General features: G+C 63.2%; 13 protein-coding genes. 4 read left to right on the forward strand and 9 right to left on the reverse strand.

The genetic code is table 11. The features are described from left to right. Positions 1 to 160: 160 nt before the first annotated feature. From BM197_RS16110 to BM197_RS07530, 4 genes are all read left to right on the forward strand, one after another. Positions 161 to 370 (forward strand): hypothetical protein, encoded by a 210-nt coding sequence (locus tag BM197_RS16110; RefSeq protein WP_143095032.1) that lies wholly within the window; start codon positions 161 to 163, stop codon positions 368 to 370. A gap of 72 nt (positions 371 to 442) precedes the next feature. After that, positions 443 to 754, forward strand: a complete 312-nt coding sequence (locus BM197_RS07520) for a hypothetical protein (protein ID WP_090710260.1) — start codon at positions 443 to 445, stop codon at positions 752 to 754. Between the two features lie 34 nt (positions 755 to 788). Further along, a complete protein-coding gene (locus BM197_RS07525; protein ID WP_143095033.1) occupies positions 789 to 1,115 on the forward strand; it encodes a hypothetical protein in 327 nt (108 codons plus the stop codon). Positions 1,116 to 1,442: 327 nt separating this feature from the next. Beyond that, entirely contained in the window at positions 1,443 to 2,144 is a 702-nt protein-coding gene (locus BM197_RS07530) for a DUF3800 domain-containing protein (RefSeq protein ID WP_090710263.1), read from the forward strand. 191 nt (positions 2,145 to 2,335) lie between these two features. On the opposite strand, the gene BM197_RS07535 is transcribed toward BM197_RS07530, so the two are convergent. From BM197_RS07535 to BM197_RS07575, 9 genes are all read right to left on the reverse strand, one after another. Further along, on the reverse strand, positions 2,336 to 2,566 hold the full coding sequence (locus BM197_RS07535) for a hypothetical protein (protein WP_090710265.1): 231 nt from the start codon (positions 2,564 to 2,566) through the stop codon (positions 2,336 to 2,338). Between the two features lie 2 nt (positions 2,567 to 2,568). Next, positions 2,569 to 2,907 (reverse strand): hypothetical protein, encoded by a 339-nt coding sequence (locus BM197_RS07540; protein ID WP_090710267.1) that lies wholly within the window; start codon positions 2,905 to 2,907, stop codon positions 2,569 to 2,571. Positions 2,908 to 2,910: 3 nt separating this feature from the next. After that, positions 2,911 to 3,330 carry a hypothetical protein gene (locus BM197_RS07545; RefSeq protein ID WP_090710269.1) on the reverse strand — a complete coding sequence of 140 codons (420 nt, stop codon included), beginning with the start codon at positions 3,328 to 3,330 and terminating at the stop codon, positions 2,911 to 2,913. An 88-nt stretch (positions 3,331 to 3,418) separates the two neighbouring features. Further along, entirely contained in the window at positions 3,419 to 4,189 is a 771-nt protein-coding gene (locus BM197_RS07550) for a M23 family metallopeptidase (protein ID WP_090710272.1), read from the reverse strand. 9 nt (positions 4,190 to 4,198) lie between these two features. Continuing rightward, the gene (locus BM197_RS07555; protein WP_090710273.1) at positions 4,199 to 6,358 is read right to left on the reverse strand and encodes an autotransporter outer membrane beta-barrel domain-containing protein; all 2,160 of its coding nucleotides are present in this window, start codon (positions 6,356 to 6,358) and stop codon (positions 4,199 to 4,201) included. A 2-nt stretch (positions 6,359 to 6,360) separates the two neighbouring features. Then, the gene (locus tag BM197_RS07560; protein ID WP_143095034.1) at positions 6,361 to 7,482 is read right to left on the reverse strand and encodes a hypothetical protein; all 1,122 of its coding nucleotides are present in this window, start codon (positions 7,480 to 7,482) and stop codon (positions 6,361 to 6,363) included. Then, positions 7,479 to 8,462: a hypothetical protein gene (locus BM197_RS07565; protein WP_090710277.1), complete on the reverse strand. Its 984-nt coding sequence runs from the start codon at positions 8,460 to 8,462 to the stop codon at positions 7,479 to 7,481. Before BM197_RS07565 ends, BM197_RS07560 begins: the two co-directional genes overlap by 4 nt. Positions 8,463 to 8,475: 13 nt before the next feature. Continuing rightward, positions 8,476 to 9,342, reverse strand: a complete 867-nt coding sequence (locus BM197_RS07570; RefSeq protein WP_090710279.1) for a hypothetical protein — start codon at positions 9,340 to 9,342, stop codon at positions 8,476 to 8,478. After that, positions 9,332 to 12,550 carry a phage tail tape measure protein gene (locus BM197_RS07575; protein WP_090710281.1) on the reverse strand — a complete coding sequence of 1,073 codons (3,219 nt, stop codon included), beginning with the start codon at positions 12,548 to 12,550 and terminating at the stop codon, positions 9,332 to 9,334. Before BM197_RS07575 ends, BM197_RS07570 begins: the two co-directional genes overlap by 11 nt. Between the last annotated feature and the right edge of the window lie 56 nt (positions 12,551 to 12,606).

Raw genomic sequence — 12,606 nt, forward strand, 5'->3', positions numbered from 1 at the left:
TGGAGCGGATGACGGGAATCGAACCCGCGCTATCAGCTTGGGAAGCTGAAGTTCTCAGGTGACGTTTCCCCAGAGTTCCCTAAGTTGCCGGTGGTCTGGGGTTTTGCGCTCTCGCTGTTCCCGTGAGTTCCCACGCTTGCCCACCCATTACCGTGGGTAAATGGTCAGCCGATACGCTGACCTCATGAAACCTCGCGCGGATGGCATGTGGCTCCTCTCAATCGTCGGCCTCGTGCTCGGCGGGATCGTCACCCTCGCCGGGCTCGCGATGCTCGAGCGCTCCGGTCCGGTGGCATTGATCCTCGGCGTCATCATCCTGGCGTTCGGCGCCGGAGCCTTCTTCACGAACCAGAGCCGAGTTCGCCAGTAGTGAGGTCGTGGGCCTCACTACTGCTTCAGTTGAGGGTTTGCCGATTGCAGCTCTCGAACGTATATTCGAAACATGCCGGACCTCTCGAACGTCACACAACCCATCGAGTGGGCGATCGTTCACAGCACCTCAAGAGATCCGATCGCGCTCATCCGTAAGCTGCAGCTCGGCGCCGGCCGCACCACCTACTACCGGGCGATCACCTGGCACGTGGATCCGACCAAGCGTGAGCTGATCGGTTACTGGGGGTCACTGAACGAGGCGACGCAGAACGTCTACGGGCTGTACGAGCGCAAGCTGCCACCTCAGTTCCTCGCATCCTCAGGATCGACGTGGCGCGAGCCGCTTCCTCTAACGAGACCGAAGACGCCGCCCTTGTCCTGATGCCTGGCGCAACTCGCCCGATAGGGTCGACAGCGTGAACGAGGATACCTGCGCCGTGCTGACGGCTGTCTTCCCCATCGTTATGCTGACCGTCGCTGTCGAGCGACGCTCCATTGATTTGAAGATCCGTCGTCTGAGATGGTTCCGGTTCTTATCGGTGGCGGCCTTGGTCAGTTCCTTCGTGGGCCTCGGGCTGGTGCTGCTCGGCGTTGAGCACAGTGGCCTCGGAGCTTTGTGGGGGTCAGTCGCGTGGCTCTGCGCCGGCGCGTCGGTTGGAGTGCTCACCGCAACTCTGATCGCCGTCCTCGCAACAGCAGAGGTCGAGGAAGATCGGGAAGAAGCACCCTTGGGAGCGAACTAGCGGGTGTCCTCTCGTGACGCACCCGAAGCGGCACGAGAGGACATGGCCGGTGAGGGGGCATCCACCGGACGCCCTAACCATAGCGGGTGGAGGGCTGGCGTGCCGTGGGGGGAGCGGCGCATACTGCCGGGATGGAAGACGACCCGTTCGACAGCCCGAACTGTCCCCGTTGCCTGGTCGGGCTCGTGATCGATGGCACCGAGCGGCATCCATACTACGTCTGCCCCGAATGTCGCACCGCTTACTTGAGTGGCCCTACCATCGCCCATTAGAAGCCTCCGCGCGGCACCCGCGCCGTCCAACCTCACGGCACGACATGATGGGGGGATGCTTTATGCATTTCTGGACGAGTCCTACACCGCCGACCGCTACTACGTTGGGGCGATCGTGGTGCGAACTGAGAACCTTAGCGACGTGTCCGGCGCACTGAAAGCGTCTCGCGAATACGCCCGTGGCTTCGGAATCGACAGCCCAAGCGTGGAGTTTCATGCCCACGAAATCATGTCCGGTGTCGGGTGCTGGGCCCCGGTGCGCGGCAAGACCCGGGCTGCGCTGGCGATCTACGGCGACGCACTTGATCGTCTAGCGGAGCTTCCCATCAAGATGATCATCCGCGGAGTCGATGTCACCCGGCTGAACGCGCGCTACCGATACCCGTATGCACCTCATCGGATCGCGCTCCAGCACGCACTTGAGGCGGTAAACGAGTATGCGGCTTCAGTGGGAGACGTCGTCACCGTCATCGCAGACGAGGTTCAGGGGCAAGCGATGCACATCTTGCAGACTGCGCAGTATCAAGTGAGCGGCACCGGAGGATATCGTTCGTCAAAGCTGGTGCAGATTGAGATGCCTATCGTTTTCGGAAAGTCTTCGGAGTCGCCCGGCGTGCAGTCGGCCGATCTCGCTGTCTACCTCTACCGGCGATTGGACGCGCACGTCGAGAAGCATGAACGCACAAGGCGTGCGGTAGAGCGCCTGTGGGAGAAAGTTCAGCCGATCAGGCACCACGTCTGGCGCTGGGACCCTTAAGCACTAAAACCCCGCATCGCGGGGTCCTAGGCGGACAACGCTCCGGTAACCGGCTCGTCGTGTTTCTAGTATTGCACAGAGCTTTGCACAGATTCTCCACAGATTTATCCACAGGCAGCAGCCCTCAGAATGCAAAAAAACGCCCCCTCACCATCCGAAGATGATGAGGGGGCGTTCGCCGTTCAAGGCGGCTACGACGTGCCGGTGCCGCGCAGCGGATCCCGTTTGATGTATCCCGCGATGCTGCCACCGATGGACACGATCGCGGCGTAACCGATCGGGCCCCAGATCCCGAGGCTGGCGAAGTGGTCGGGCGTCACGGCCGCGATGCCCGCGACGAGGGCTGTCAAGGCAACGCCAGTGACAGCCTGTGCAATGACCTTCGGGCTGATCGTTGTTTCAGGTGCTGCTTGGTCGGGCATGGTTACTCCTCTGTTCTCAGTTGCATGACCTCTTCCGGGGTCAGGGTCTTCTCGATCTCGGGCCACGCCTCAGGGGTGCGGCCTGCTTCGTAGTAGGCGGAACGGAGCCGCGATGCGTACTCCTGGATGATTCGGCGCTTGGTGGCTTCACTGTCGGCGTTCTTCTCCGCTGCGCGTCGAAGGCGGCGTTCGTGCGCTGCCTCGGCTGCGATGCGGTCAACCTCGGAGCGACGCTTGGACGCGGATCCGGTGAATGCTCTGCGTGCCCACACGACGAGTTCTTTGAGGAGAGCACCGCCACCGATCGCGGTGATGATGAGCGCCCAGTCCTGTGCGGTCATCAGTTACCCCTGTCGTGGCTCGAAGCTGTATTTCCGGATCATCAACAGCCGAATCACGAACACACCCGTTGACAGCATCCCGACGCCCGCTTGCGTGGGCCCTGCGTCGGCGGCGTCATTCACGGTGAGAGACACGATCACGAGAAGGAACAACGAAATCCCGACGAGGTTGGACCAGCAACCGATCCGCTCGAGCCACCACCAGCCGGGGAACACCGAGACAGCACAGGCCAAGCCGCCGAGGATGAGGAACACCGAAAAGGCGTGAGCGAGGACCACGCCGAGTACCAGCTCGACCAGATCGGGTGGCATCGTCAACGTCACGATGCCCGTGGCGATCGCCACGAGATAGTAGAAGAAGAAGACAGTCTTGATGTGGCGGGGTTCGCGGATCGAACCCCAGGCGTTGACGATACGTCTCACCCTTGACCTCCTGTGTGTTTGCAGGGGTCAGTCGTCGGCGTGCATCCGCGGCACTCCGACGGGCACACGCACGGACGGCGACAACGCATCAGGCTTCGCCGTCGATCTGCGCTTGCGTCAACGACTCCCGTTGAGCGTCCGTCAGCACCGGCACACCGAACACGTCGAGATCTGCAACGACATTCACGACGGTAGACAGCGACCGGGACTGGAGCGAGCCCTTCGTCCGCGCAAGCTCATCCTCCGACGCCACCAGCCGACGCACGACGAGGTCGGACAGCCACACCTTGTTGGACCTGCCCGTCTTCACCAGCACCGGAAGGTTCCGAGTGCGCAGCAGCCGGAGCGTCTCGGCAGCCTCCGCGCGGTCTTGATCTGTAAACATATCGTCCTCCTCGAACGGTTCAGGGTTGGTGGGAAAAGCGACGGCGCCTGCGGAGGCAGGCGTCCCCAGATACTCGGTGACGAACGGACGCGGGTCGACCGTGAAGTACAGCCGCTCGACCTGAATGTGAATGTGGTTCCCGCTCGCGTTATCCGCGCTGGCACCAGTCCGCCCGAGATAGTCACCCGGGAGGATCTGGTCGCCCTTCACGAACGCCGGCTGCCGTTCGAACATGTGGTACTTGACCACCACGAACGCGTCCCGACGGACCTGCAGGAAGTACCCGAAGATCGGAGACCAGCCGACAGCGACCACCTTTCCCGGCTGGATGGCGTAGACCGGATCGTGACCATAGGTCGCGGCATAGTCGTCGCCCTTGTGCTTCGCCTCGGATCGCCACAGACCGAACGCATCCCGCCACCGGCGAGACACACCGTACGCCCGCGTGCGGCATTTGAGCTCGTAGAGATTCATCGGTTCCTCCTAGGTTGCTGCAGCGACATAGCTCGTGCCGGCGAAGGTCAGAAATCCAGACACAGCGCCTAGGAGGATGACCTGCCCGTTGTTCTTGAAGTTGACACGCGCGGAGCCTCCCTGGTCGAGAATCAATACGTTGTCTGGGCCACCGTCGATGATGAATCCGGCCGGCATCGTAATGATGGGCGAACCAACTACTGCGTTCTGGACGCGACCCTTGAAGTACACAACAAGACCGATTCGGCGGTAGTACAACAGGTTGTCCGAGACCGCCTGCCCCGAGGTTGGCGTGATCTGAATCCAGTCGGTGTCGGTAGCCAGGGGGGTGTAGTCGTTGTTGATGCCGTCGTACATGTAAAGGCCGCGGTCTTGCGTTTGTGCGATGACGACGAGGTCGCCCTGTTCCGGCTTTTGCGCCAGCGCATCCCTCGCGGTCTTCGTCTCAAAGCGTCGCGGGATGGTCAGCCTGGTCCCACCATTGCCGCGCACGTTGGACTCACGAAGGCCGACCGTGTCCAAGAAGACCGTCGACAGCTCCACGGTGTCCAATGAGACGCTGAATTGACCCTTGGTGCCATCCACGCCGTTGACATATCGGGAACCCACTGTTATCCCCGGAGACCCGATATGCAAAAGGGGGCTAGTTGGGATCTGGGTGTTCGGGGACGAGGACAGTCCAGTTACGTTCCCGCCACTGCTCGCAGAGAAGAAGGAGAGTCCGGTCGTGTGGACCTCGACCCGGTTTCCCGAGGCGCTGGATTTGAGTCTTCCGCCGCCGCTAATAATCAAGTCGCCGGCGATGGTGCCACCGGTGGCGTTGACCGTTCCGTTGAAGGTTCCGGCACCGACAATGAGCGCCCCGGTGGCAGCATCGACGAACACCGTCCGAGTGCCAGATGAGTTCCACGCTTGGATTCCGCTGTTATCGAATTGCACACCCCGGTTGGTTGCGGTCGTGGTCTGGACGGTGGCACCCGTGATCGTCTTACCGTTGACCGCTTCACCGTCAAGCTGCGCGGCCTTCACTGCACCCGAAAGGATGGCGTTGGTGCCAATGAACTCGTCAGCGACGACCATCTTCGCCCGAACGACCTCGGCCCAGATCTTCTCGACCACGGCAGTATTCAGGTTCGCCGTACCCGTGACGAACAGGTTGGAGGCGTTGACCGTCTGGATGTCGGCCGTGCCTGCTGCGATCTTCTGTGCAACGGCGGCGATGAGGTTCGCCGTACCGGCAGAGAGCTTGCCGACGTCGAGGTTTGCGATCGTGTCCGAGGTTACGTCGCGCTTCGTCCATGTCGAGGCGATACCGGCGGCGGTCTGTTGCCATTGGCCGATGACCTGCCCTGTGCCGTTGACCTGAAACCACGTCGACCCGAACGGCGCAGTGCCAGACGGACTCGACGTCGAGAACAGGTTCTTCGACACCAGCCCCGCTGCCGTCGCCGCGTTGCCGGCAGCAGTGAGCGCCGCCTGAGCATTACCCTCCGCCGTGCCAGCGAGGGCGTGAGCGGCATCCGCCTGCTCTTGAGCAGTGTTCGCTGCAGCCTTCGCAGCGTCCGCCTTCCCCGTCGCGTCGAGCGCGGCCTCCGCGAGAGCGTCAGCCTTTGCCTTCGCAGCCTTTTGCGTGGCATCCGTGGCCGCCGCAGAGATCGCCGCCGCCTCCGCAGCATCTGCAGCCGCCTGAGCCGCCAGAGCCGCAGCAGCGACCGCCTCAGCCTCAGCAGCATCCGCGATGACCTGCGCAGCCGCAGCAGCCTCAGCCACGGCCGAGACCCGAGCCGCCTCGATCTGCTCCGTCGGGTCACTGAGGTTCTCGACCTTTCCGAACACCTCAACCAGGTCCGCCTCCGCCGAGGTGAGCCGTTCACCCGTGGAAGTCAGCGCAGCCTCCGCCTCCGACAGTCGCCCATCGAGTTGCACACCCGACGACTCGATCAGCTCCGCAGCATTGTCCAAATCCTCTCGCAACTGCTTCATCAGCAGATCGAACTCGCTGACCTTCACCGCCGCCTCCACGCCGGCCACGAGCGCCGCGGGGACCCCGACGTCTTCCTCGCCAATGCGAATCGTCGAGCGGGCAAGTTGTGCGCTCCGGTCCAGGGAGTTCAACCGTCGCTTGAGATCGGCGATCTCCCTGGCCAGTTTCTCGGCTGCGTTAGCCATGCTTACCCTCCGTATACGAATGAGTCAGAACGCGCCAGTGACAGCGTTGCCGTGTGTTCAGAAGTGAGTTCCCATGCCGTGATCCGACACCACAGTTCGACCTCGCCGAGCCAGGGAACCGTCGCCTGGACGCGGATGTCATCGCCGAGCGCCCACGACCCAATCGGTGCGTTCGGGTGTTCCCGAACAGTGATCGAATCGATGCTGAGAGTGCGCTGCCGCACCGTCAACTCGTCACGGATCAGAGCATCCATCCGTTCGACAGAAGACACCCCCTTATCGGAGTAGACGTACACGCGCCGGAGCCGGCCGTCGCGCACAGCGGTGTTACGACGCACCGCGCCAGCGCCCTCTCCGGCGCCGAGTCCAACGACCTCATTGGCGAACTCGTCGCCGTCGAGCTCCGGTGTCACGACACTCGTCACGTTGTCGCCTTGGATGAACGAAAGGTCAGAGCGGCGGCGACCAGCCCGTGGGTAACCGATAACGATTTCGTGGTGAATGTCGGTTCGGTCGGCGTTCCAGCGGTGCTGCTCCACGAAATCGAACGGGGTTTGGTTCGACAAGGCCGAGATTTCCCGCCCAATATCGGGGGACTCCCACCAGTTCAGTTCGTATGGGCCAGCGCGGAATGCGACATCCGTTCCGGCACCTGTCGTAAAGCTCACATCCTCGGGGTCTGTACCGATTCGCACCGGGGTTGAGCCCACCACCGTCACGCCCAAGTTGCCATCCGGGTGCGATTGCAGATGCTCCCACAGATGCCGCACCACGGATGCCGGGTCAACACCGATCTGCGAATAGGAACCGCCATAGGGCATACCGTGTGGGTAGGTCGAGAACTCCGCTGCCACCACCTTCCACTCCGGCCCGTCAAACTCGGAACTGATCACAATGCCGCCCCACCGAATGATGCCGTCCGCTTCCGCGAAGATCAGAGTTCCCCATTCCTCCAACAGCAGCCAGCCGTCCGAGGCACGTAGACGGCCGAGGTCGGGGGCGATCGTGCCGGTGAGAAAGCCGGTGCCGGACAGCGCCCATTTAGGGGTGGCCGTCAGCGGTAACTCCATGCTCAAGAACTCGCCCGTCGTCGCCCGCTGAGCAATGTAATTCCACCCGCTCATATCGCGGCCTGCATGTAGTTCAAGCTGACACCGGTAACTGTCGTCGGCCCGTGGTTGATGATGCCGGTGCCGACAGCCTTTTGAAGTTCCACCTTGACCGTCGCGGGCTGCCCGGAGAGAGCACTGAGATCCTCAAGGAATGATCCGAGAGGCAACGAGAATCGCCGCCCGGGCCAGTTGTACGTGGCATTCGTCTCCGTGACTGCCACGGGAGTCGAACTGCGGGTGCCCGCCGCTGTGGTGATCGACACGCGCAAAAACCCACGCCATTCGCCGGAATTGACCAGAAGGCCGGAGACCGAAATGTTCGCGTACGCGCGCGTCGCCCACTCGGGGATACGCCCGGACGCGGTGAGGGACGCAAGTGTGGTCCACGCTGCGCTCGTCGGCAGGTCAGTGTTCGCGCCTGGCCCGACGACAGACCATGCCTCCATCGCCGATTTGGGCTGCGCGATGCCGCGAACATCTTTGATCATCGCGGCCGTGATCGTTCCCGTGGACGCAGGGATGTCGATTCGAGCGAGTGTGATCGCCGAGCTTCCCTCATAACCGTTCACGGACTGCAAACGGGTAGTGTCCGCCGGCACGTTCGGGATCACCCGCAGGAAGACATACGGTCCCACCTTCGGGTCGCTCGGATCTTGCCAAGGCTCGCCCGCCATGAACGGATCTTCGACCCGGGCGACGATGAGGTCTGACCGGCCGGCGCCCGAACCCGTCGCTGCGATCCCCACCTGCGTCTCCGTCGGCATCCGTGACACATAGGTTTGCTGGGCGCCGCCGACGGCGCGGTTGAGGATCAGCGCGGCTCCCGGTAGAGCGCGGACTGCACCCCCAGGAACCGCCAGTGGCAGCACTTTGAGGTCGGTGGGGGTGATCACCCCTTCCACGCCTCCGGTTGCCGCGTAGGCCAACAGTCGCGCGACTTCAGGGGAGTGTTGCGCCCCGCCGCCGACGAACCAAGGGACCGGATCGAACATGTGTGCCTGCTTTCTAGAACGTGGTGAAGGCGTCCCGCCACCGAGCGGTGACGCGAGCTGTGCCTGCTTCGGACGCACCCCGGAGCACGAGTTCGTGCCGGCCCGGAGGGAGCGCCGTCTGAGACATGCGGGTCGATGTTGGAGCGAGCGACACGGATGCCCCGTTGCGCCTTGCGGTGCGTACGTGAGGGCGAGTGTCGATGGTGAGGACTTCGTCGAAGGCGAGGGTGCCGCGGTACTCCAGCCGGAACAGCCCGACGACTTCCACCACCGGGTCGATGAGCGGCCCCTCGACCTCGTAGATTCCGCAGGTCGACACCTCCCCGGTGACGGTGAACGCCGTGGAGCGATCCGAGGTTTCCGTCGTCGCGAGTGGCGACTGCAGTGGAGCGATGAGCCCGCCGCCGGGGGAAGGCACGAGCGTCACCGATGCTTCGTTCTCCACACCGGAGAACCAGAGGTCGGAGGTGGCGGTGAAGTCGCAGGTTGCCCGGATGAGGCCCTGCTTCCGGTACGTATCGTCGTGGGAGAACCGTCGGGGTCGACCGAACGTGAGCCGCCCGGACGGTGCCTCGAGAGTCGAGACTGCCCCGGGCGTGCGGCGTACCTGATCGGCACGCCACACCTGCCGGACCTGCTGCAGCGCCGAGACAGCCGCGGACTCGGAGAGGAGATCGCCGATGTCCAACGTGAGCAGGATCGAGGAACCGTCAAGCTCGTCGGCGCCGAAGATGATCCCGTCGCCGCCTGGCATGCTCACGTCATCCGTTCGGACGCCGTACCCGATCTCCGGTGCCGATGTGAGTACCACGGGGTGACCCGAAGATTCCCAGATCTCCACTGTCGCGGTTCCGGACGACACCAGCCATTTACCGGCCATGTCTGCCGCCTCTCTGAATCGTGCGGAGGAAGAAACTGAGTTCCTCGAGTGCGTCGCGGGCGTGTTCCTCGGAGGTGTTCTCGAAAGTGACCTGTCCGATGAGCGGCCCGCCGGCGACGACCGGTGCAGTGCTGCCCGTGCGGCCGCCGTCGGCGAACGCTTGAGCGCCAACCGGCACCAGCTGGTAACCGAACTCGTTCGCGGCGTCAGCGAGGATCTGCGTGGACCGTCCACGCTTCGCCTGGGCAATGGGGATGTAGTACTCCCCGCCGGTCTCAGGCTCCGCCCACACCCGCATGGTGCCCGCGCGAGCGAACTGTGCGACGTGGTTCTCCGACCGGCCACCGTTGGCGTAGAAGTCGAGCCGGCCGCCGTCGGCCATGCCCGAGCCGCCGCCGGTTTCGCCGCCGCTCAGGGTGATCTGCAATCGACGCTGGATCGAGTTCATCAGGATCTTGAAGTTGTCGAGCTTCCTCGTCGCATCACCGGTATCCGCGTCAACTGTCACGTTCGGGTCCGAGGACTCGATCTCCAGCTTGTACTCGGCCATGATCTGCTCGACCGTGGCCGTACCGTTCGACAGTTTCGTCGCGATCTCGCGTGCAGCTTCCTCGCCGAGCTGCGCGGACGCAGCCGAGATGACCGCCTGAGAGTTCGCAAGTGTCGTCGCGAACGCACCTGTCGCTGCCGCTGCCTTCTCCGCATACAGTGGTTCCAGCTTCGCCAGCTCCTCATCAGATGCCGTAGCCAGTGCGGCAACGAGCGGGGCACCTTCCGGGCCGAGCTTCGCAAGCTCGTCCAGCATCCCTTCCGAAACCCGCCCAGCGAGCAGAACCATGTTCGATTCCCAGTTGTTCTGGGCGTCGACCTGAGTCTGCAACTCCGTGATGTAGTCGCTGATGGCGATGGATACACCGTCGTAGAACGTCTCCCACGAATCCTTCGTGTCCTTCGTGGCATCCGCAGTGGATTGTGCAACGTCCTGGTTCTTCTGAACCACGGCGTCGTATGTCCCGCCGAGAGAGACGAACGCAGCGTCTTGCTCCTGAATCTCCGCGCGCCACTCTTCACCCTTGGCGATGGCTTCTTCTTCAGCGGCAACGAGTAGTTCCGTGGCCTCCGTTTGCGCCTTCGTCTTTGTGGTGGTGTCACCGGTCGCGAGGGCGAGAAGCCGTTTCAGGTTCAGAGCTTCGTCGTCAGTGGTGACGTTGATGCCTTGTTCCTTCGCCTGCTTAACGAGCGCCTCACGGTACTGGGGCATCTGGCGGAGGAGCACCCCGAGTTGCTTCTGCGAGCCGTCAGTCTCGTCGGCCATCAGCTTGAACGCACGTTGCGCCGTGGGTAGAGCTGACTGGGCGATAACCCCCAGCCGCTCACCCGTGGTCTTCAGTGCGTTTCGGAAACCGATGGTTTCAGTCGTGAACCGCAGGAAGACGTTGTCGTCCTGCGCGCTCACCTTGTCGAGCATCTCGGACATGTTCTTCAGGTCCGCCTCGACGTCGCGGAACGCGCTCCACTCGCGGCCCTTGCCGACGTCGTCGAAGATGTCTGCCGCGGTCTTCGCAGTGAAGAGCGCGTTCTCGACTTCCTCGGATGTCGCCTTCAGTGAGTCAAGGTGACGCTCGAGGAGCATCACCGACACAACGCCGGCGGCGAGGCCAAGACCCCACGGTCCACCCATGAATGACGCGAAGCCTTTCATGCGGGCGGTAGCGGTGGGCATCATCACTGAGAGCGCCCGGACGGCACCGATCAGTTCGACGGTCTTCGGAACTGCCAGGAGCATGGCGCCGCCCATGAGCAGTACCGCACCAGTGACGAGCCCTGTCTGCACGAAAACCGACTGCAGCTCAGGGTCCATGCCGCCGAGACCGTCCGCGAGACCGCCGATGAACGCCGTTACGTCGCGGACCGCGGGGAGCAGCACCTCACCGAACTGGATCGCGGTTTCCGTGACCCGGTTCTGTACGATCGCCATCTGCGACTCGGTGGTCTGGTACCGCTTGTACGCCTCCTGCTGCAGGGCGCTGTTTTCCTCCCACGCCTTGTTGCCTGTGGCGAGGGAGTCGGTGAGCAGGTCGCCAGCGTTGGCCATCGACAGCAACGCGTTCGAGACACGGATGTCCTTCTGGCCGAGGTCGTCGAGCGTGGTGAACACGTCTCCGCCGGCGTCGGCCATCTTGCCGAGACCCTGGATGAACAGGTTGATCGCCTCAGCCGGGGCACCCTTGAATTTCGTCGCGAACTGGTCCGCGGACATTCCCGCGACGGACGCCCACTTCTCGAGGTCTTCACCGTTGGTGGAGACCTCCTTGGCGATGTCCGTCATGATGCGGGAGATAGCCGAACCACCGGCCTCGACCTCGATACCTGCGGAGGCGAGTGCGTTCGCGAACGACAGCACTTCCGCCTCGCTGAGGCCAATGATCTTTCCGGCGCCAGCGATCCGCTGGGCCATGAAGATGATGTCCTTCTCCGTGGACGCACCATTGTTACCGAGCGAGACGAGGGCGGAGCCGAGCCGGTCGACGTCGTCGGGCGCGGTCTGCATGATGTTCATGAACTGCGCGATGGCCGTCGCTGCCTCGTCCGAGGTCAGGTTCGTCGTTTCGCCGAGGTCGACCATCGTCTTCGTGAAGGAGACGATCGAGTCGGCGGCCACACCGAGCTGACCAGCAGCCTCAGCGACGGCCGCGATTTCGTCATGCGTGCCTGGGAGGACTGCCGTCAGGTCGCGGAGCCCTTCCTCGATTTCGTCGAGCTTCGCTGCGGGTGCGTCAACCGTCTTGGTGACGCCAGCCCACGACGACTCCCAGTCCATGGCAGCTTTCGCCGACAGACCAGCCACAGCGACGAACGCTGCACCGATGCCGACGGCCGCCTGGCCGACCTCGCGAGATGTCCGCTTGGCGTCCTCCGACATGCCGGTGAGGGCTTTACCACTTTTCTCGGTAGCCTTTGTGGCCTCTTCGGTCTTCTGCTTCGTCGCCGTCTGCGACTTGCCGAGTTCGTCGGTCTCCTTCGCCGCAGTCTTCGTTTTCTTCGCGGTGCCGTCCTGCGCTTTGCCGAGTTCCTCCGTCGACTTACCGGTGGCCTTCGCTGTGGCGCCCGCCTTCGCGAGCGCAGCATCATTCGCCTTGAGTTCCTTCTCGAAGACCTCCGCGCCCATCGTCTGGATGCGGTAGATCAGAGCGCCGGCTTCGAACATGGGCGTTCACCTGCTTTCGGAGCCATGAGGCATCAATGTCGCGGAGGCGTTCGATC

This window comes from Mycetocola miduiensis (genome assembly GCF_900115155.1).
Lineage (GTDB): Bacteria > Actinomycetota > Actinomycetes > Actinomycetales > Microbacteriaceae > Mycetocola_A > Mycetocola_A miduiensis.